Source organism: Faecalibacterium sp. Marseille-P9312 (assembly GCF_902497445.1).
Taxonomy (GTDB): domain Bacteria; phylum Bacillota; class Clostridia; order Oscillospirales; family Ruminococcaceae; genus Faecalibacterium; species Faecalibacterium longum.
On sequence record NZ_CABVEW010000003.1, the window covers coordinates 217,126 to 236,117 of the forward strand.

Annotated in this window: 18 protein-coding genes; 11 read left to right on the forward strand and 7 right to left on the reverse strand. The window is 63.2% G+C overall.

The features are described 5' to 3' along the window. Window positions 1–9: 9 nt before the first annotated feature. From ispE to F3G95_RS03775, 3 genes are read right to left on the reverse strand one after another with little or no spacing between them, the layout of a single operon-like run. Window positions 10–882 (reverse strand): 4-(cytidine 5'-diphospho)-2-C-methyl-D-erythritol kinase, encoded by an 873-nt coding sequence (gene ispE, locus F3G95_RS03765; RefSeq protein ID WP_149793870.1) that lies wholly within the window; start codon window positions 880–882, stop codon window positions 10–12. A gap of 13 nt (window positions 883–895) precedes the next feature. Next, the gene (locus tag F3G95_RS03770) at window positions 896–2,068 is read right to left on the reverse strand and encodes an aminotransferase class I/II-fold pyridoxal phosphate-dependent enzyme (protein WP_149793871.1); all 1,173 of its coding nucleotides are present in this window, start codon (window positions 2,066–2,068) and stop codon (window positions 896–898) included. Then, window positions 2,068–2,547 (reverse strand): Lrp/AsnC family transcriptional regulator, encoded by a 480-nt coding sequence (locus F3G95_RS03775; RefSeq protein ID WP_015563659.1) that lies wholly within the window; start codon window positions 2,545–2,547, stop codon window positions 2,068–2,070. Before F3G95_RS03775 ends, F3G95_RS03770 begins: the two co-directional genes overlap by 1 nt. A 385-nt stretch (window positions 2,548–2,932) precedes the next feature. Here F3G95_RS03775 and F3G95_RS03780 point away from each other — a divergent pair, with 385 nt between their 5' ends. The 6 genes from F3G95_RS03780 (at window position 2,933) to F3G95_RS03805 (ending at window position 10,783) form a co-directional block, all read left to right on the forward strand. Further along, entirely contained in the window at window positions 2,933–3,202 is a 270-nt protein-coding gene (locus F3G95_RS03780; RefSeq protein ID WP_015563657.1) for an ACT domain-containing protein, read from the forward strand. Between the two features lie 292 nt (window positions 3,203–3,494). Continuing rightward, window positions 3,495–4,862 carry a PFL family protein gene (locus F3G95_RS03785; protein ID WP_015563656.1) on the forward strand — a complete coding sequence of 456 codons (1,368 nt, stop codon included), beginning with the start codon at window positions 3,495–3,497 and terminating at the stop codon, window positions 4,860–4,862. A 558-nt stretch (window positions 4,863–5,420) separates the two neighbouring features. Next, window positions 5,421–6,032, forward strand: a complete 612-nt coding sequence (locus tag F3G95_RS03790) for a stage II sporulation protein R (protein ID WP_149793872.1) — start codon at window positions 5,421–5,423, stop codon at window positions 6,030–6,032. 53 nt (window positions 6,033–6,085) lie between these two features. Beyond that, window positions 6,086–6,565 carry a peptidoglycan-binding protein gene (locus F3G95_RS03795; RefSeq protein WP_149793873.1) on the forward strand — a complete coding sequence of 160 codons (480 nt, stop codon included), beginning with the start codon at window positions 6,086–6,088 and terminating at the stop codon, window positions 6,563–6,565. Window positions 6,566–6,833: 268 nt separating this feature from the next. Continuing rightward, complete coding sequence (locus F3G95_RS03800) at window positions 6,834–7,973, forward strand: exonuclease SbcCD subunit D (RefSeq protein ID WP_149793874.1); 1,140 nt, start codon at window positions 6,834–6,836, stop codon at window positions 7,971–7,973. Further along, on the forward strand, window positions 7,970–10,783 hold the full coding sequence (locus tag F3G95_RS03805) for an SMC family ATPase (RefSeq protein ID WP_149793875.1): 2,814 nt from the start codon (window positions 7,970–7,972) through the stop codon (window positions 10,781–10,783). The genes F3G95_RS03800 and F3G95_RS03805 overlap by 4 nt, the downstream gene beginning before the upstream one ends. On the opposite strand, the gene F3G95_RS03810 is transcribed toward F3G95_RS03805, so the two are convergent. After that, window positions 10,773–11,537 carry a DUF6291 domain-containing protein gene (locus tag F3G95_RS03810; protein ID WP_149793876.1) on the reverse strand — a complete coding sequence of 255 codons (765 nt, stop codon included), beginning with the start codon at window positions 11,535–11,537 and terminating at the stop codon, window positions 10,773–10,775. The two genes, F3G95_RS03805 and F3G95_RS03810, sit on opposite strands and share 11 nt — an antisense overlap. An 849-nt stretch (window positions 11,538–12,386) precedes the next feature. Between F3G95_RS03810 and F3G95_RS03820 the strand changes: the two genes are divergently transcribed. The 5 genes from F3G95_RS03820 to F3G95_RS03840 all read left to right on the forward strand — a co-directional run bounded on the left by F3G95_RS03820 (window position 12,387) and on the right by F3G95_RS03840 (window position 14,906). Next, a complete protein-coding gene (locus F3G95_RS03820) occupies window positions 12,387–12,926 on the forward strand; it encodes a hypothetical protein (protein ID WP_149793878.1) in 540 nt (179 codons plus the stop codon). 31 nt (window positions 12,927–12,957) lie between these two features. Then, window positions 12,958–13,464: a hypothetical protein gene (locus F3G95_RS03825; protein ID WP_149793879.1), complete on the forward strand. Its 507-nt coding sequence runs from the start codon at window positions 12,958–12,960 to the stop codon at window positions 13,462–13,464. Between the two features lie 95 nt (window positions 13,465–13,559). After that, window positions 13,560–14,006 (forward strand): hypothetical protein, encoded by a 447-nt coding sequence (locus F3G95_RS03830; RefSeq protein ID WP_149793880.1) that lies wholly within the window; start codon window positions 13,560–13,562, stop codon window positions 14,004–14,006. 101 nt (window positions 14,007–14,107) lie between these two features. Continuing rightward, on the forward strand, window positions 14,108–14,329 hold the full coding sequence (locus tag F3G95_RS03835) for a PC4/YdbC family ssDNA-binding protein (RefSeq protein ID WP_015563648.1): 222 nt from the start codon (window positions 14,108–14,110) through the stop codon (window positions 14,327–14,329). Between the two features lies 1 nt (window position 14,330). Next, window positions 14,331–14,906, forward strand: a complete 576-nt coding sequence (locus F3G95_RS03840; protein ID WP_149793881.1) for an HD domain-containing protein — start codon at window positions 14,331–14,333, stop codon at window positions 14,904–14,906. A 396-nt stretch (window positions 14,907–15,302) separates the two neighbouring features. On the opposite strand, the gene F3G95_RS03845 is transcribed toward F3G95_RS03840, so the two are convergent. The 3 genes from F3G95_RS03845 to F3G95_RS03855 all read right to left on the reverse strand — a co-directional run bounded on the left by F3G95_RS03845 (window position 15,303) and on the right by F3G95_RS03855 (window position 18,498). Next, window positions 15,303–15,839, reverse strand: a complete 537-nt coding sequence (locus F3G95_RS03845; protein WP_149793882.1) for a hypothetical protein — start codon at window positions 15,837–15,839, stop codon at window positions 15,303–15,305. A gap of 51 nt (window positions 15,840–15,890) precedes the next feature. Beyond that, the gene (ftsZ, locus tag F3G95_RS03850; protein ID WP_149793883.1) at window positions 15,891–17,063 is read right to left on the reverse strand and encodes a cell division protein FtsZ; all 1,173 of its coding nucleotides are present in this window, start codon (window positions 17,061–17,063) and stop codon (window positions 15,891–15,893) included. Between the two features lie 88 nt (window positions 17,064–17,151). Then, entirely contained in the window at window positions 17,152–18,498 is a 1,347-nt protein-coding gene (locus tag F3G95_RS03855; protein WP_243130259.1) for a UDP-N-acetylglucosamine 1-carboxyvinyltransferase, read from the reverse strand. Window positions 18,499–18,992 lie beyond the last annotated feature (494 nt).

Here is an 18,992-nt window from a genome sequence, read left to right on the forward strand (position 1 = left end):
GAGAGCCTTTTACCTTCTTACTACGCAAGCCCCTCCCCTGACGGGCCGGGCCGTATAGACCTGCGGCCAGCGGGCGCGGAGGGCGTCGGCGGCGGCTTTGGCTTCGGCTTCGGTGCGGAACACGCCGAAGACTGCCGCGCCGCTGCCGGTCATGAGGGCGGTGACAGCTCCGCTCTCCCGGAGGGCGGCCTTGATGGCCTCGTTGTCCTTAGCCCCGCTGCACTCCTCGAGGGCGTTTCCGGCAGCGGCACAGACAGCGTCCAGGTCGCCCGCCCGGATGGCGGCTTCCTGAGCAGCGCAGTCGGGGTGGACGCTGCTGCCGACTTTGTCGTAGGCCGCGAAAGCCTCCGGCGTCGAGATGCCGTAGCCGGGCATCACCACCGTGAACCAGCACTCGGGCATGGGCGGCAGTGCCTTGATGAGGTCGCCGAGGCCCTGCACCCGGCAGGTGCCGCCCATGAGGGCGAAGGGTACGTCTGCGCCGATGCTGACACCCATAGCGCAGAGCTCGCTCATGGACAGGCGGGCACCGTACAGCTCGTTCAGACCCACCAGAACAGCCGCAGCGTCGGCGCTTCCGCCAGCCATACCGGCCCGGACGGGGACGCTCTTATAGATGGTGATGTCTGCACCCGCCAGCAGGCCCGTATAGTGGAAAAAAGCCAGCGCCGCCTTGATGGCGGTGTTGCCCGGGCCGGGCTTGACATTGCTGCCGGGCAGGGCCAGATCGAGGTAGGGACTGCGGCGGATGACCACCCGCTCGTAGAGCGAGATGGCCTGCATGGTCATATCCAGCGCATGGTAGCCGCCGGGCAGGATGCCAACCACGTCCAGCGCCAGATTCAGCTTGGCCGGGGCCAGGACCGTCACACGATCGCGCATGGTTTTTTCCTCCTCACTTACAGTTCTCGTTCAAAAACTCCCGGATGCGGCGGATGGCCTCCATCAGATGCTCCACGCTGTAGGCGTAGGATACGCGGGCGTAGCCCTCGCCGGACGCGCCGAAGGCGTTGCCCGGGATGATGGCGACATGCTTCTGCTCCAAAAGCTTTGTGCAGAACTCCTCGCTGCTCATGCCGCTGGACTTGATGCAGGGGAAGGCATAGAACGCGCCCCGCGGCTCAAAACAGCTCAGGCCCATATCGTTGAAGCTCTTCACCACGAGGCGGCGGCGCATATTGTACTCGTTGCGCATCCGCTCGATCTCGCCGTCGCAGTCCTTGAGGGCCGTGATGGCGGCGTACTGGCTGGTGGTGGGGGCGCTCATGATAGCGCTCTGGTGGATCTTGGTCATGATCTTGATGATGGGCGCGGGGCCGCAGGCATAGCCCAGCCGCCAGCCCGTCATGGCGTAGGTCTTGGAGAATCCGTTGACCACCACCGTCCGCTCGGCCATGCCGGGCAGCGTGGCGATGGAGACGTGGTTCTGCAGGCCGTAGTTCAGCTCGGCGTAGATCTCATCCGACAGCACCATGATGTTGGTGCCGCGCAGGACTTCCGCGATGGCCTCGAGGTCTTCCTGCTCCATCACCGCGCCGGTAGGGTTGTTGGGGAAGGGCATGATGAGGAGCTTGGTCTTCGGGGTGATCGCGGCTTTCAGAGCGTCGGCCCGGAGGCGGAACTCATCCTCCTGACGGCAGGCCACATGGACCGGCACACCGCCGGACAGGGTGGTGATGGGCTCGTAGCAGACGAAGCACGGCTCCGGGATGATGACCTCATCGCCGGGCTGCACCAGGGTGCGGATGCACATATCGATGGCCTCACTGCCGCCGACGGTGACGAGGACTTCCTTTGCCGGGTCGTATTTCAGGCCCATCCGGCGGTCGAGGTAGCGGGCGATCTCGGCCCGCAGCTCTTTCAGGCCCGCGTTGGAAGTATAGCGGGTGCGGCCATGCTCGAGGCTTTCAATGCCCGCCTCACGGACGGCCCAGGGGGTCTTGAAGTCGGGCTCGCCGACGCCGAGGCTGATGCACTCGGGCATCTCGGCGGCGAGGTCGAAGAATTTGCGGATGCCGGAGGGGCGCATGGCCGCAGCGGCAGGCGCGATCAGTTTATCGTAATCCATCACAGCACGGTGCACTCTCTTTCATCGATTTCTTCGTCCTGATACAGACGGCCCTCTTTTTTGTAGGTGCGGAGCACGAAATGGGTGGCCGTGGACAGCACGTCGTCCAGCGGCGACAGCCGCTTTGCCACAAAGAGGGCGATCTCCTGGAAGGTCTGGCCCTTGATGACCAGCTGCAGGTCGTAGCCGCCGCTCATCAGCAGCACGCTCTCCACCTCGTCGAAGGAGGCGATGGTGGCGGCAATTTCGTCAAAGCCGCGGCTCTTCTTGGGGCTGACGTTCAGCTCGATGACGGCTTCCACCCGGTTCACGCCGGCCTTCTCCCAGTCCACGAGGGTCTTGTAGCCCTTGATGATGCCCTGCGCCCGGGCCAGGTCTATCATAGCCGCCACCTCGGCGGGGGATTTATTCAGCATGGCCGCGATGTCCTCCACCGACATCCGGGCATTGTCTTCAAGGATCTTCAGAAGCTGTTCCATCGTTGTCTCTCCTTTGTTCAGCCTGTGGCGATATTTATAGATAAGTATAGCACACTGCCCGGCAGTTTGCATCTGGTTTTTGCAAGTTCTGCCGGTGATAGACATTCTTTTGCCCTTTTTCCCTGCTCTTTTTTCCAAAAAGAGTGTTCATTTTTCGTGAAATCTGCTATACTGGAGAAAACCTCTCCGTCGCAGCTATCGCTGCGCCACCTCCCCTATCGAGGGGAGGCCTTGGCATTTCGTGAAGCCTCGCCTCTTCGCCAGAGGCTCCCCTACTAGGGGAGCTGTCTGCGAAGCAGACTGAGAGGTTGTATGAAGGCAAGCCTGCCCTCACGGCGCAGCCGTGACGGAGAGGTCTAACACTATAATAGAAGGGGTAGGAATTATGAAAGCATTCATTACCGTCATCGGCCACGACACCGTGGGCGTCGTCGCCCGCGTCTCGGGCCTTTGCTGTGAGCTGAACATCAACATCGAGGACGTCACCCAGAGCATCCTGCAGGGCATGTTCGCCATGATCATGCTGGTGGACATCTCCAAGTGCAGCGTCTCCCACGAGGAGCTGCACCAGAAGATGGACGCTCTGGCCGCTGAGATGGGGATGCAGATCAACCTCACCCGCCAGGAAGTTTTCGACGCGATGCACACCATCTGACAAAAGCCTCTCCCCTTGGGAGAGGTGGCATTGCGAAGCAATGACGGAGAGGGCAAGGATGCTGACAAAGAGCCTGCTTATCGCTGCATAGCTGCTCCATCTCACCGGCCTTGCCCTCTCAGGCGCTTCGCGCCACTGCCCGGGTTGCGGCACCCAGCATCCGCTGCGCTCTGCTTGCGTCTTGCTGGCCGCTGCCCCAACAGCGACTCCCTGTTTCCGCCACTGGCGGCGGTCGTCGCTGTTGCCCCCAAAGGGAGAGCCTTCAGCTGCTACAAGAGAAAGGCAAACTACTATGAGCATGATGAACACCGGCGACATCCTCGAGACCATCGAGATGTTCACGCAGGACAATCTGGACGTGCGCACCGTCACCATGGGCATCAGCCTGCTGGACTGCATCGACCCGGACCCCAGGAAAGCCTGCGAAAAAATCTATCACAAGATCACCACCCGCGCCGCCCGGCTCGTTCCGGCTGTGGAGCACATCAGCGCCGAGTACGGCATCCCCATCATCAACAAGCGCATCAGCGTCACCCCCATCGCCATGCTGCTGGGTGCCTGCCCGGACGCCGACCCGGTGGACTTTGCCAAGACCCTCGACGCCGCCGGCAAGAAGGTGGGCGTCAACTTCGTGGGCGGCTACACCGCCCTCGTCCACAAGGGCTTCTCGGCGGGCGACCTGCGCCTCATCGAGTCCATCCCCCGCGCACTGGCCGAGACGGACATCGTCTGCAGCTCGGTGAACATCGGTGCCACCAAGGCGGGCCTGAACATGGACGCCATCAAGCTGATGGGCGAGGCCGTCAAGAAGGCCAGCGAGCTCACCGCCGACCGTCAGTGCATCGGCGCAGCAAAGCTGGTGGTCTTCTGCAACGCGCCCGAGGACAATCCCTTTATGGCGGGTGCCTTCCACGGCCCCGGTGAGCCCGACTGCGAGATCCACGTCGGCGTCTCCGGCCCCGGCGCGGTCCGCGCCGCGCTGGCCCGGCTGCCCAAGGATGCCCCCATTGACCAGGTGGCCGAGCTGGTGAAGCGTACCGCCTTCAAGATCACCCGCGTGGGTCAGCTGGTGGCAAACCTCGCCTCCAAAGAGCTGGGCGTACCCGCTGGCATCATCGACCTGTCGCTGGCCCCCACCCCCGCCGTGGGCGACAGCGTGGCCAACATCCTCGAGGAGATGGGCCTTGAGACCTGCGGCTGCTGCGGCACCACCGCCTGCCTCGCCCTGCTCAACGACGCCGTCAAGAAGGGCGGCGTCATGGCCTCCAACCACGTTGGCGGCCTGTCGGGCGCTTTCATCCCCGTCAGCGAGGACGACGGCATGATCCACGCCGCCGAGTGCGGCTGCCTCACCATTGAAAAGCTGGAGGCCATGACGGCTGTCTGCTCTGTGGGCATCGACATGGTCATCATTCCCGGCGACACCACCCCTGCCGTCATCAGCGCCCTCATCGCCGACGAAGCCGCCATCGGCATGGTCAACAGCAAGACCACCGCCGTCCGCGTCATCCCGGCCATCGGCCGCAAGGCGGGCGAAGTGCTGGACTTCGGCGGCCTGCTGGGCTACGGCCCCATCATGCCGGTCAACCAGCGTGACCCCTCCGTCTTCATCAACCGCGGCGGCAGACTCCCCGCCCCGATGCAGTCGCTGAAGAACTGATGTGCTCTTTGTAAACTTTCTGCGCACCGCTTGACTTTTGCGCGGGATGGCATATAATAAAAGTACAAAAGCAAACTTTGCATAACATTTCACCAAAGCAGAAGAAAACCCCCTCACGGAGCTGCAACTCCGAAAGGGGGTCTTCTTTTTGAGCGCTGTTTCGTAAAAACCTCTCAGTCTGCTTCGCAGACAGCTCCCCTAGTAGGGGAGCCCTTGGCATGTCGGTCAGGTCTATGCTGGACGAGCAAAGCACGATGTCTCGGGAACGGTAGTGCTCCGCTGTCTAGACTCACGACAGCTTGACAAGGTGCGTTGTCCAGAAGCTGCTGCCCTCTGTAGCAGGGCACTCTATTTTGCGTTCCATTGGGCTTTAGGCGTCCAGCTCAGAGTGACCCGGCATGCCAAAGCCTCCCCTAATAGGGGAGGTGGCACGGCGAAGCCGTGACGGAGAGGTTGTTGCGTGCGAGCACTCTGCCCAAAGGCTCATTTCCTCTGTATAAAACGCTTTCAACAGGCCCATCCTCTGGATAAACTTTCCAAGAGGGGGCCTGTTTTTTTATGTTATCCCGCCGCGAAATGGGGGCGCTGTGCGCCTCGCTGCTGTTCTGTCTTCTGCTGTCGCTGGGGGCAGGCTGGGCGCAGAGCCAGCTTACCACCGCCGACCAGCTTGCCGCCGACACCCTGCGGCTCCACATCCGGGCCGACACCGACGCCGTGCGCGACCAGAGCGCGAAGCTGGCTGTCCGGGACGCCGTGCTGGCCCTCACCGACGAAGCCTGCCCGGCAGACAGCCGGGCCGATGCCCGGGCGTGGGCGGCGGAAAACCTCGTCCGCTTCGAGCTGACGGCCCGCCAGACACTGGCCGCTCTCGGCATCCGCGCACCGGTGAAAGCCCGCCTCGTGAATATGTACTTCCCCACCCGGCGCTATGACGGCGGGGCTCTGCCCGCCGGGCGGTACGACGCGGTGCGGCTGGACATCGGGACGCGGCGGGCAGGCCGGAACTGGTGGTGCGTGCTCTACCCGGGCCTCTGCCGGTCAGCCTGCGGCGGGTACGACACGCCTGCCGAAAATGACCTTGTCTGCGGGGAATATATCGTCCGGTTCCGGTTCGTGGAGTGGTGGGACGGCCTCACCGCGCCCCGGGAGGACGTGGTGCTGGCCGGGTGAACAGGCCATCGGCCCGCCGCATAGGATGAGCGCGGAAGGAGTGTGACAACACTATGGCAATTCCTGCTTACTACTCGCTCATCCAGCGCGGCAGCTCCGGCCCGGACGTGGCCCTCGTGCAGACCTGGCTCAACGGCATCCGGGACAGCTGCAGCTGGCACGCCGCCCTCACCGTGGACGGAACGTTCGGCGCAAACGCCGAGAAGGCTGTCCGGGAGTTCCAGCTCCGGTACGGCCTCAAAGAGGACGGCAAAGTGGGCGCGAACACCTGGAACGTGCTCTACGCCCGCTACACGGCCAAGCACGGCCTCATCGTCCCCTACCCCGGCATCGTGCTGCGGAGCGGCAGCGCAGGCGGCTGTGTCCGGCTGGTGCAGCAGAAGCTCAACGCCGATGGCGAGCGGCTCACCACCGACGGCAAGTTCGGTGCCAGCACCGTCGCCGCCGTCAAGCGCTACCAGACCCGCCACAGCCTGACCTCCGACGGCTCCGTGGGCAAGGACACCTGGGAAAAGATGTTCCCTGCCGCGTGATATGAAGACGGAAGAGCCTCCCGAAAGGGGAGGCTCTTTTCGATTTGATGTATCTTTTTGTCGAAAAAAAAAAAAAAATAATAAGGAGCCCGGGTTGCGGCTCCCAGCGTCTGCTTCGGCCCTTGGTGCGGGCCTCGCATCCTGCTGGCCGCGGCCCCAACAGCTCCTCCCTGTTTCCGCCGCTGGCGGCGGTCGTCGCCGTTGCCCCCTCGACAAACGCCCCCAACTCTCCTATAATAAAATCATCCCAACGAAAGGCGGTGTCCCCATGCGTTTCCTACACCTCTCCGACCTGCATCTGGGCAAGCGGGTCTGCGAATTCTCCATGCTGGACGACCAGCGCTACATTTTAGAGCAGGTCCTCTCCCTGCTGGACGCCCGGCCCGTAGACGGCGTTCTGCTGGCAGGCGACCTCTACGACAAGCCCGTGCCGCCCGCCGAGGCGGTGCGGCTGCTGGACTGGTTCCTCACCGAGCTTGCGGCGCGGGGACTGCCCGTTTTTGCCGTCAGCGGCAACCACGACTCAGCAGACCGCATCGCCTTCGGCGCACAGCTGCTGGCAGGGAGCCGGGTGTACGTCAGCCCGGTCTTTGCCGCACCGCCCGCGCCTATCACCCTGACGGACGAATACGGCCCGGTGGACGTCTGGCTCCTGCCCTTTTTGAAGCCCGCCGCCGTGCGGCACGTCTTCCCGGACGAGAAGATCGAGAGCTATAACGACGCCATCGGCTGCGTGCTGAACGCCTGCGCACCCGACCCCGCCCGCCGGAACGTGCTGGTGGCCCACCAGTTCGTGGCCGGGGCGGCGGTCTGCGAGAGCGAAGAGCCCAGCGTGGGCGGGGTGGACAGCATCGACGTCTCCCTCTTCGAGGGCTTCGACTATGTGGCTCTGGGCCACCTCCACAGTCCCCAGAAGGTGGGGCGGGACACCGTGCGCTACGCAGGCAGTCCCCTCAAATATTCCTTCTCCGAGGCCCATCAGCACAAAGCCGCCCTCTTCGTCACTCTGGGCGAAAAGGGCAGCGTCCGCTTCGAGGCCGCGCCTCTCACCCCCCGGCACGATCTGCGGGAGCTGCGGGGCAGTTACATGGAGCTCACCGACCGCCGGGCCTACGACGGCACGCCGACGGACGACTACCTCCACATCACCCTCACCGACGAGCAGGACGTCCCCGACGCGCTGGCCCGGCTGCGGGTCATCTACCCGAACCTCATGCGGCTGGACTACGACAACCGCCGCACCCGGGCCGCCGAGACGCCCGACGCCGCTGCCCGGGCCGAGAGCAAGACGCCCCTCGAGCATTTTGCGGCCTTTTACGAAGCCCAGAACGGCCAGCCCCTCTCCGACGAACAGGCGGCGTTCTGCCAATCGCTCATCGAGGACATCTGGAAGGAGGACGAAGCATGAGGCCCCTGAAACTGACCCTGTCGGCCTTCGGGCCTTACGCCGCCGAGACCGTTCTGGACCTCGCCCAGCTGGGCAGAGGCGGGCTCTACCTCGTCACTGGCGACACCGGCGCGGGCAAGACCACCCTCTTCGACGCCATCACCTACGCCCTCTACGACCATTCCAGCGGCGGCGTCCGGGAGGGGGCCATGCTCCGCAGCAAGTACGCCGAGCCCGGCACCCCCACCTTCGTGGAGCTGGAATTCGAGGTGCGGGGACAGCGCTGCACCGTCCGCCGCAACCCCGAATACCTCCGCCCGAAAGCCCGGGGCGAGGGCTTCACCACCGAAAAGGCCGACGCCTGCCTCACCTACGCCGACGGCCGTCCGCCCGTCACCCGGGCCAAGGACGTCACCGCCGCCGTGGTGGACATCATCGGGCTGGACTACAACCAGTTCTCCCAGATCGCCATGATCGCCCAGGGGCAGTTCACCCGGCTGCTCAACGCCTCCACCGAGGAGCGGAGCAAGATCTTCCGCAAGCTGTTCCGCACCCAGCCCTACCAGCGTCTCCAAGAGCGGCTGCAGGCCGAGAACGCCGCCCTCACCCGCCAGCGGGAGGAGCAGAGCGTCCGCATCGGGCAGCTGCTCTCCGGCCTGAGCTGGGCCGAGGGGGACGCCGACGGAGCCGTTCTGGACGAGCTGGCCCCCCTCTGCGAGGCGGGCGGACAGGCGTCGCCGGAAGGGGTGCTGCCCCTTCTGGACGCCCTGCTGGCCGGGCAGGAGCAGGCGCTGAGCGCCGCCACCGCCGCCCGGACTGAGGCCGAGGCAGAGCTGGACAAGCTCCAGCAGACGCTGGGCCGGGCCGAACAGGCCAAGAAGCTCCGCCTCGAGCTGACCGCCGCGCAGGCCCGTCAGGACGCTCTGCGGCCCGTTCTGGACGCCGCCGAGGCCGAAGCGGCCCGCCACGCCGGAGATGCCGCCGCGCTGGACGCGCTGGCCGGAAAGCTCGAGCGGGCGAAAGCCGACCTCGCGGCCTTCGACGGGCTGGACGGTCTTGAAAAGAAGCTTTCTGCCGCCCGGGACGCCGCCCTCCTCGAGAACGCCAGAGCTGAAAAGCGCCGCGCCGCCCTCGGGCAGCTGGACGGAGAGCTGACCGCTTTGGAGCAGAGCCTCGCCGCCCTTGGGGGCGCGGAGGCCGAGAACGTGAGCCTCGAGGCCCGGGCCGAACAGCTGACCCGGCGGGAGACGGCCCTCGCGCAGCTGGCCCAGAGCCTCGCCGAGGGGCAGCGCCGGGGGCAGGCCGCACGGCAGGCGCAGGAGCGTTATCTTCTCGCCGACGGCGCAAAGGAGCGCGCCCACGCCCTCCGCGACCACCTCGAGCGGGCCTTTCTCAACGCGCAGGCGGGCCTGCTGGCCGAAGGGCTGACAGACGGCACCCCCTGCCCCGTCTGCGGCAGCACCCATCACCCGAAGCGGGCCGTTCTGCCCGCCGAAGCCCCCACGCAAGCCCGGGTAGACGCGGCCAGACAGTCCGCCGATGAGGCCGACCGCGCCGCACAGGAAGCCAGTGCGGCCGCCGCCAAGGCCGTGGCCGCAGACCGGGAGGCCAAAGCCACCCTCCGCCGGGACGCCGAGGCCCTGCTGCCGGAACGGTTCACCTCACCGGAGGGGCCGGTGAAGCTGACCGTCTCGCTCTTAAAGACGGCTCTGGCCGAAGAAAGCGAGGCCCTGCACGCCGCACAGGAAGCCCTCGACAAGGCTCAGAAGCAGAATGCCGCCGCCCTCGCCGCCAAGGCCCGGCAGGAGGACGAGCGGCAGAAAAAGACCGCCCAGCGCTCCGCCCTCGAGGCCGAGGCACGGGCTTCCGCCGAGGAAGCCGCCCGCCAGTCTGCCTCCGCCAAGGCTCTGGAGGCCCAGTGTGCCGAGGCCCGGGCCGCTCTGCCCGCCGCCGACCGGGAGGAAGCCCGCCGGGCGCTGGCCGGGCTGGAAAACGAGCGCTGCGCCCTCCGGGCCGGGATGGACGCCGCCGCGTCGGCTCTGGCCAGGGCCCGGCAGGACTGCGCCGCTGCCGAGGCCGCAGTCACGGCCCTGACGGCCCAGCAGACGGAGGCGGGCGAAGCCGCCGACCTGCCCGCCCTCGAATCCCAGCGGGACGCTCTGACGGCCCGGCGCACCGCTCTCGCGGCTCAGGAAAAGGCCCTGACGGCCCGCCTCCTGCCCAACCGGAAGGCCGCCGACCTCTACCGTCAGCACGCCGCCGCCCGGGCGGAGCTGGAACGCCGCTGGCAGTGGGTGAACGCCCTCGCCTCCACGGCGGGCGGCACCCTCAGCAGCAAACAGAAGATACGCCTTGAGGCTTACATCCAGATGAACTACCTCGACGCCATCCTCGTCCACGCCAACACCCGCCTCATGCAGATGACCGCCGGGCAGTACGAGCTGGAGCGGGTGGGCGCCGAGAACCAGCGCAGCCAGTCCGGCCTCGACCTCGGCGTCATCGACCACTACAACGGCACCCGCCGCAGCGTCAAGACCCTCTCGGGCGGCGAGAGCTTCAAAGCCTCACTGGCGCTGGCGCTTGGCCTCTCGGACGAGGTCCAGAGCGCGGCGGGCGGCATCCGGCTGGACACCCTCTTCCTCGATGAAGGCTTCGGCTCGCTGGACGACGAGAGCCTTGAGCAGGCCATCCGGGTCCTCGCCGGCCTCACCGAGGGCGACCGCCTCGTGGGCATCATCTCCCACGTCGCCGCACTCAAGGAGCGCATCGACAAGCAGGTGGTCGTAAAAAAGGCCCGCAGCGGGGGGAGCACGGTGGAGGTCATTGTGTGACCGCTTCCCTTCTCTTCCTCATCGTCTGCCTTCTCAGGGCCGCGTCTTTCAGAAAGTCTTTTGCCTGCTCAGGCGGGCGGGTGGCATAGAACGCCTTGTTTTTCGGGACGTACGTCTCGGCGGGAGCCGGCCGCTCCCGGTCGCGGGCCATCCAGACCGTGGCCGCTGCCTGCCAGTTCCGCATGGGGTTCTGGCCCACCCGCCAGCCGTTGGATTCATAGAACGCCCGGAACCGGTCGGCCTGAGCCTCCGTTCCGCTCTTCCGGATAAAGTAGTCCCGGACTTCACCCTCGTCCGGCGGACAAAAATCGGGCTCGTCCGGAGGCGGGAGGGGCGCGTCAGCGCAGTCAGCCTCCCCATCCGGGAGGACAATATCAGGCTCAGACTCAGAATCAGATGCAGAACCAGTATCAGAGACGGAATCAGAACCAGATACAGCCATCTTTGCCATCGGCGCATGGCATTTGCTATTTTTGCCACGCTCTTCGCTGTGCCAGCGGCTCTCAGCCCCCTTTGTCCCCGCCTCGGCCCGGCGCTGGCGGGTCTCCTCCCACTTGCGGGCATTCTCGTCGAGGCCCCCTTCCATAAAGGTCCACGCCATCCGGAGCATCGGGTCGGTGAAATCGGGCCGCTTCCCTTCGGGATAGGCCAGCAGTGCGTCCAGGAGCATCCCCTTCTGCTCCAGCGACAGCGCCCCCAGCGGGCGCTGCCACTCGCCAAATAAGATAACGCTGCGGTGTTTCTTTTCGGTCAATCCTCTTTCCTTCCTTTCCTTCTTTGTATTTTTCTTCGGTATCTACAACTCAATGTAGTTTGTTCGGGCCAAAAAGTCAACCTTTTTGAGAAAACAGTCGAAACGTTGTGGGAAAAGGCGTAGAAAAGATTGCATCTCTGTTCTTGTAAATTTTTTGTGCGGTGCTTGACTTTTGCATGGGATGGCATATAATAAAGGTACGAGAGAAAACTCAGCATAACATTTCACCCAAAGCAAAAGAAAACCCCCTCACGGAGCTGCTACTCCGAAAGGGGGTCTTCTTTTTAGTGCTTACGGCCCGAGAACCATCCGTCAAGCCACTTGCAGATGTAATGCGAGATCACATTTGCTGCGACGGACAGCACGAGAGTTTCGAAACTCGGCATTCATTTCACCCCCCTCCCACTTAAAATGGGCGGACGAGGCCGCAAGGCAAGTATACCATATTTTTCGACCAAAAGATACAGCAAAATTCCCCCGTATATTCCCCGCCGCCGGCCGCGTGGTGCTTACCACCCTGCTGAGCATCCTGTTTTTGCCCCTGTGCGCCTTTGTGATCACCATGGGCTGAGCCCCTTTGGGCCCGCCTGTGGAAGGCTTCTCCCGGCCGGGAGAGCCTTTTGCTTTGGGCGCTTTCTGCCCAGTCCCTTTTCCGCACCCCGAGGCCCCTCTGGCCCCGGGGTGTTTTTATACATTTTGCATAAAAAAAAAAAAAAAAAGAAATTTCGTTCTTTTGACGATTTTTTCGTTTTTTCTTGACAATAAACAGGAATATCTCTTATTATAGTATTACCAACTCCCCAAGGGGGCTGGAGAATACTACCGATCTGCTTTGAAGGAGGAACTGTAATGAAATTGACAAAAAGGCTGCTGGCCATGGCCCTTGCCGGGGTGATGCTGCTCACCATTCTCACCGGCTGCGGCGGTGGAAAAACCGGCGACCGGCTGGTGGAGGAGTATATGGCTTCGTATTACCACGACTTTCCCGATTATAAGGATAAGCCCTTCACCAACGATGTCCCCGAGATAAAGACCGTTGCCGAAAAATTCGACCCTTCCCTGCTTGCTCCCAATGGTATCGGCTTTGACACAAATGTTTTACCCGCTGGCCCTAACAGTGATCTCCATGCAAGTTTGCGCCCGCTCAAGGAAGCCCTTGCAAAATACAGCAGTTGCATCAGTGTTTACCTTTATGCAATGGAAGTTCCGGACGGCATGAGTGAGCTGACTCAGGTTACTCTCCTGCTGCATCACTCGTTTCCTTACATAGCACACAACGATACCTCCTCTGTCAAATTTGGCAGCTTCAAGTGTGCTTCCACACTGGTAAAGAAGGCCGGCAAACAATACCGACTTGTGGTATTGATTCAAGTTCCGACCGCTTCTTGAGTAACAGACATTATTACATGGAGGACTGACCATGAACGCTATGAAAAAGATTCTTGCCCTCGCCCTTGCCGGGGTGATGGCACTGGCCCTGCTTACGGGCTGCGGCACCGGGGGCTCGGCCTCCCATAAGAGCATTGCCGAAGCTATGGCAGATTACGACAGAGGTGTTAAGAACAATCTTAAGATCACCTATACCTCCTCTGCCAAGCTGGACGCCAAGCTGCAAGAACTGGCAGCGACGACCGGATTTGAAGACATTGTCAAGGCGGTTTACAACGGTCAATCTCCCACTATCCCAACCGGCATTGTCATCCCCAGTAATACGGTCGTCTACCTCTACTGCGGCAAGTACGACAAGGATGCCGGAAAGCAGGCCATCAACCTGAATGCACGGGGCCACTACACCCATATCGGCAGCAATTCGACTCTGGCCGCTAAACGCCAGATCGGTCTGATCACCACCAGCTTTACGGACACCAACGGCAAAGAGGTCAAGGTCCGGTTTGCCGTGGTGGTATCGGAAATCCCCAAGCCGTAACACAACGCAGCGCCTCTCCCCCCGGAGTCCCGGGGGGATTTTTTTGTGCATGATCGACCCTGCCGCCGGGCATCCTAGGTGCGGAGGTGTTTTTTATGGAATCTCTGACGCCCTTCATCCGCCATGAGCTTGAGGATGCGCCCGGGCCGAGCGGCCCGCCGGAGGAGACGAGCAGCGTGGTCAGCCCGCCTTTGGGCGCGGAACCCGGTCAGCCGCCCGTCACGGAACCGCCAAAGCCGGGTCGCGGCTCCCAGCAGCCGCCGTCGCAGCCGGACGGCCCGGATGTGCAGCTCCCGCCGCCGGAAGTCCCGCAGCCTCGTCCGGACTGCGGCATCCCCATGACCGACGGAACCCCGGTGGCCTGTCGGCAGAAGAACGCCGCCGAGTATCTGGCCGGGCGGTCGCCGGGGGTCATGACCCAGTACGGGCAGGGACTGTTTGGCCCCCAGCAGCACACCAAAAGCCCCCACCCGGCGCCGGAGGAGGACGAAAGCGGCGTTTTACAGCTGGTAGAGTGGCGCGAAGAAGCGCCTTACGGTTGAAAGAAATGTAAAATTCAGAAATTATTTTTCAATTACCTGTTGAAATCTTCGCGCGCTTCTTTTATTATGGTAGCAAACAAAGCAAAGGCAGGTAATGCACTATGGCAGAAATCAAATACGAGATCGTTGAGCGCATCGCAGTCCTCGGAGAGCGTCCCCGCGGCTGGGAGCGCCAGCTCAACCTCATCAGCTGGAACGAAGGCGAACCCAAGTACGACATCCGCGACTGGTCCCCGGACGGCACCCGCATGGGCAAGGGCATCTCCCTGAGCCACGACGAGCTGGCCATCCTGAAGGGCATCCTCGAGGATATGGAGCTGTAAGATGACAGACCGCGAGGAATTTCTGGAGATATTCCGCACCCACGTCACCCGGCCCGGCAGCGAGAAGCTGCTGGACTGGATGGACAGCAAGACGGACTTCTTCTCCGCGCCGGCGTCCACCCGCTTCCACGGGGCCTGCGAGGGCGGGCTGTGTGCGCACAGCCTGAACGTCTACCGCGTGCTCCACGGCACCTTCTTCACGCCGGACGAGGACAGCGAGGAGACCTTCGCCATCTGCGCACTGCTCCACGACCTGTGCAAGGCCAACTTCTACAAAAAAGGCACCCGCAACGTGAAAAACGAAGCGACGGGCCAGTGGGAGAAAGTCCCCAGCTACAGCGTGGAGGATATGTTCCCTTACGGTCATGGCGAGAAAAGCGTCTTCCTCATCGAGCGGTTCATGAAGCTGAAGGTGGAAGAAGCCGTGGCCATCCGCTGGCACATGGGCGGCTTCGACGACGCCGTCCGGGGCGGCAGCTTTGCCCTGTCGGGGGCCTTCGAGAAGTACCCTCTCGCCGTCAAGCTCCACATCGCCGACCTCGAGGCGACCTATCTGCTGGAACAGCGGGGCGAATGACTTTTCTTTATATGCTTGACTTTTTCGCAGGATAGCATATAATGAAAGTACAGAGACGATACAGCATATGTTTCACCTATGCGAAAAGAAAACCCCCTCACGGAGCGGCTACTCCGAAAGGGGGTCTTCTTTTTAGTGCTTGCGGCCCGAGAACCATCCGTCAAGCCACTTGCAACGGCGACGACCGCCGCCAGTGGCGGAAACAGGGAGGAGCTGTTGGGGCCGCGGCCAGCAGGATGCGAGCGGTAGCGAAGCAGACGCTGGGAGCCGCAACCCGGGCTCCTTTAATAAAATGGGCGGGGTAGGCCGCAGAATAAGTATAACATACTTTTCAGCAAAAAGATACAACAAAACGCCCGCCGTGCATCTACACGACAGGCGTTTTCTTTTTAACTCTTACTTTTCCTGCGGCATCAGCTTCGCGAGCTCGGCCAGGACCTCGTCGCCGAGGTGTTCCAGCTTTGTTTTCGGTTGACGGTCCGCAGCAGGCGGTGTCTGTGCAGCCGTCTCCGGGAGCGGGACCGCGGGCTGTGTGGACGGAACATCCAGCCGCAGCGGGGCGGTGGATATTTTGTCCAGCTCGCTCCGCAGCTCCTCACACCGGACGGTCAGCTTGGCGTTCTCCTTCCGCAGGGCCAGCATGGTGCGCTCGTAGGCGAACATCCGTGTCTCATAGCGGCGAAGCTCGGCGTTGGCCGCATTGAGCTTCCGGCTCAGCTGCTCGAGCTGAGTCGGCCCGGACGCAGCGGGCAGAGCCTCAGGGCATGACTTCTCCTGTTCGGATGCCATCGCCTCTTCCACCTCCTGCAGTCTGCGCTGGGCGCAGCGATGCTCCCGGGCAGTCTCCCGGCAGAGCTGTTCCAGCCGATGCAGCTCCGGCGTCCGGCGGCTGCTCAGCCACTCCAGCGGCAGCTTTGTCTGTTGCTGCTCCACGGTACGGCCTCCTTCCGCTTTTTCTGCGCAAGGGGTTCTCTATTCTTGCGCTTATCTACGCTTGTTCAGGATCGCCAGCAGGTCGTCGTAGTAGCTGGTGTCGCTGTTCTCCTCTTCCACGGGCTTGGCGGCAGAAGCACTGCCAGAAGCGGCGGAGGGAGTGTTGACCTCGGCGCTGAAGACAGCGGACGGAGCAGAAGCCGTCACGCCGGGAGCAGTACCGGCGGCAGCAGTACCCAGAGTGCTGCGCAGGCCGTCAGCGGCCTTGTTGTCAAAGCCGGTGGCCACGACAGTAACGCGCATCTCATCGGAGAGGTTCTCGTCGAAGGCAGTACCCCAGATGATGTTCGCATCGGGATGAGCGCTCTGGGTGATGAGGCCGGCGGCAGTCTCAACATCCTCCAGACCGATGTCGGGGCTGGAAGTGATGTTGATGATGACGCCGTGTGCGCCGGCGATGCTGGTCTCCAGCAGCGGAGAGGAGATAGCGGCCTTGGCGGCGTTCTCAGCCTTGCCGGCACCCTTGGCGCTGCCGACGCCCATGTGAGCGTAGCCGGCGTCCTTCATGATGGAGCGCACGTCGGCGAAGTCCAGATTGATGAAGGCCGGCACATTGATCAGGGCGGAGATGGACTCGACGCCCTGACGCAGCACGTTATCAGCGGCCTGGAAGGCGTTCATCAGGGTGATCTTCTCCTGACTGATCATCTTCAGGCGCTCGTTGGGGATGACGATGAGGCTGTCCACGTGCATCAGCAGATTTGCGATGCCCTGCTCAGCCAGACCCATCTTCCGCTTTCCCTCAAAAGAGAAGGGCTTGGTGACGATGCCCACGGTCAGGATGCCCAGGTCATGTGCCACTTCGGCCACCACAGGAGCAGCACCGGTGCCGGTGCCGCCGCCCATACCGGCGGTGATAAAGACCATCTGGGAGCCCTTCAGAGCGTTTGCGATCTCGTCCTTGCTCTCCTCGGCAGCGCGCTGGCCGATCTCGGGGTCGGCACCTGCGCCGCGGCCCTTGGTGAGCTTGGAGCCCAGCTGCACCTTGGTGGCGGCATGGTTCTTCGCCAGTGCCTGCTGGTCGGTGTTCATTGCGATAAATTCAACGCCCTGCAGGCCGTCGCTGACCATGCGGTTGACGGCGTTGCCGCCGCCGCCGCCCACGCCGATGACCTTTATCGTCGTTACGTTTTCGTCCATTTCTTCGTCGAGCATGAGTGCCATATCATTGTCCTCCATCGGATTTTATCGTAGACCGCGCCTTGGCGCAGGATAGAACTCAACATTACTGCTACTATATAACAGTATCGTATCATCTTTTGGCCCCGAATGCAAGATAAATTTGCTTTTTCGATGGTATTTTTTTCACAGGGGCGTCAAGGGGCGGCATTTCTCTGCCAATTCGTCCCCCTAAAGAGGCCAGAACTTCCCACAAACCGGCATAGCCCCGGTCGATATGACGAGTCTCTTCCACGAAGCTCTTTCCCTGTGCCGACAAAGCCGCCACCACCAGTGCCGCGCCGCCCCGCAGGTCGGGCGCAGTGAGGGTAGCTCCGTGGAGGCCGCTTTCCGGCAGCGGGCCGACGGAGAGCACCCGGCCCGACCGTTTTACCCGCCCGCCCAGCCGCTCAAAGCCCTCCGCGCAGCCGAACCGCCGCTCGAAGATGACGTCCTCGATGCTGCTCTCTCCCTCGGCGCAGAGCATGGCGGCGGCCAGCAGGGGCGCAGCGTCGGTGGCGAGACCCGGGTACACCCCGGTGAAGACCCGGCCCGCCCCGTACAGCCGCCCGAAACGGGCCACCTCGGCCCGGTCTGCGCCCCGCTCCACGGTGCAGCCCATTTGTTCCAGAATTTCCAGCACCGGCGCATAGAGCGCGGGCGGGCATCCGGTGAGTTCCACCCGCCCTCCGGCAGCAGCGGCGGCACAGGCCAGCGTGGAGGCGAAGATGCGGTCCGGCAGGGGCGAAAAATCGCAGCCGGAAAGCCCCCGCCGCCCCTCGATGCGCAGTGTGGAAGTCCCCGCACCCTCGATACGTCCGCCGCAGCGGTTCAGAAATTCGGCAAGGTCGGAGATCTCCGGTTCCCGGGCCGCGCCCCGCAGGACGGTGGTGCCTCGGGCGCAGACAGCAGCCAGCAGCAATGTCTCCGTCGCTCCCACGCTGGGGAAGCGGAGGGTGATGTCGGCCCCGTGGAGGCCCCCCGGCGCGGCCAGCACCAGCTTTCCCGCCCCGGCGTCCAGCTCCTTTGCCCCCATCCGGGCCAGACCTTCCAGATGTAAGTCGATGGGACGGGCGCCGATATTGCACCCGCCGGGCAGCGAAGTCTCGGCCCGGCCCAGCCGCGCCAGCAGCGGTGCGCAGAAGAGGATGGAGGCCCGCATTTGTGCCGCGGTTTCTCCCGGAAGGGTGCTGTTTGAGGGCATCCCGGCCACCACAATATCCGCCCCCTGCCAGTAGGCAGCACACCCTGCGCCCCGCAGCAGCCCGAGGCTGCATTCCACGTCCGACAGCCTCGGCACGGCCCGCAGCCGCACCGGTCCCCGGCAGAGCAGTGTCGCCGCAAGGAGCGGAAGTACGCTGTTTTTCGCCGCCGGTATCGCCGCCGTGCCGTTCAGCGGCCGTCCGCCCATCACCCAAATCCGCCCGCTCTGCTGTGTCATATCCGCTGCCCCCATTCCGCAAAAGATACCCCACGATATGCAAAAGCAGGGGCGGATGTCACGATTTGAGTTTGTAATAGTATTTCTGGTCTTGCCAAGGCTCCCCCTTCGGGGGAGCTGGCGCGGAGCGCCTGAGAGGGCAAGGCCGCTGATGTGGAATCGCAGACACAGCGATAGTCTCGCTCTGACAAAGGCACTGCTTATCGCTGCACGGTGCCTCTGTATCACCGGGCTTGCCCTCTCCGTCTGCTGCGCAGACACCTCTCCCAAAGGGAGAGGCTTTTTGCTTACGGTCAAGCCTTCCTTCGTACAACCTCTCCGTCACGGCTTCGCCGTGCCACCTCCCCTAGTAGGGGAGGCCTTGGCATTCCGTAGCGCTTTGCCTCTTCGCCAGAGGCTCCCCTACTAGGGGAGCTGTCGAACGAAGTGAGACTGAGAGGTTGTACAGAGCAGCGCCTTTCCTCTACGTCTCCCCCCTCGACACCCCCAGCACC

Bases quoted from the DNA above. Each gene is read 5' to 3' on its own strand.
- ispE (WP_149793870.1), bottom strand. From the start codon at position 882: ATGCGCGATCGTGTGACGGTCCTGGCCCCGGCCAAGCTGAATCTGGCG.
- F3G95_RS03770 (WP_149793871.1), bottom strand. From the start codon at position 2,068: ATGGATTACGATAAACTGATCGCGCCTGCCGCTGCGGCCATGCGCCCC.
- F3G95_RS03775 (WP_015563659.1), bottom strand. From the start codon at position 2,547: ATGGAACAGCTTCTGAAGATCCTTGAAGACAATGCCCGGATGTCGGTG.
- F3G95_RS03780 (WP_015563657.1), top strand. From the start codon at position 2,933: ATGAAAGCATTCATTACCGTCATCGGCCACGACACCGTGGGCGTCGTC.
- F3G95_RS03785 (WP_015563656.1), top strand. From the start codon at position 3,495: ATGAGCATGATGAACACCGGCGACATCCTCGAGACCATCGAGATGTTC.
- F3G95_RS03790 (WP_149793872.1), top strand. From the start codon at position 5,421: ATGTTATCCCGCCGCGAAATGGGGGCGCTGTGCGCCTCGCTGCTGTTC.
- F3G95_RS03795 (WP_149793873.1), top strand. From the start codon at position 6,086: ATGGCAATTCCTGCTTACTACTCGCTCATCCAGCGCGGCAGCTCCGGC.
- F3G95_RS03800 (WP_149793874.1), top strand. From the start codon at position 6,834: ATGCGTTTCCTACACCTCTCCGACCTGCATCTGGGCAAGCGGGTCTGC.
- F3G95_RS03805 (WP_149793875.1), top strand. From the start codon at position 7,970: ATGAGGCCCCTGAAACTGACCCTGTCGGCCTTCGGGCCTTACGCCGCC.
- F3G95_RS03820 (WP_149793878.1), top strand. From the start codon at position 12,387: ATGAAATTGACAAAAAGGCTGCTGGCCATGGCCCTTGCCGGGGTGATG.
- F3G95_RS03825 (WP_149793879.1), top strand. From the start codon at position 12,958: ATGAACGCTATGAAAAAGATTCTTGCCCTCGCCCTTGCCGGGGTGATG.
- F3G95_RS03830 (WP_149793880.1), top strand. From the start codon at position 13,560: ATGGAATCTCTGACGCCCTTCATCCGCCATGAGCTTGAGGATGCGCCC.
- F3G95_RS03835 (WP_015563648.1), top strand. From the start codon at position 14,108: ATGGCAGAAATCAAATACGAGATCGTTGAGCGCATCGCAGTCCTCGGA.
- F3G95_RS03840 (WP_149793881.1), top strand. From the start codon at position 14,331: ATGACAGACCGCGAGGAATTTCTGGAGATATTCCGCACCCACGTCACC.
- ftsZ (WP_149793883.1), bottom strand. From the start codon at position 17,063: ATGGCACTCATGCTCGACGAAGAAATGGACGAAAACGTAACGACGATA.
- F3G95_RS03855 (WP_243130259.1), bottom strand. From the start codon at position 18,498: ATGACACAGCAGAGCGGGCGGATTTGGGTGATGGGCGGACGGCCGCTG.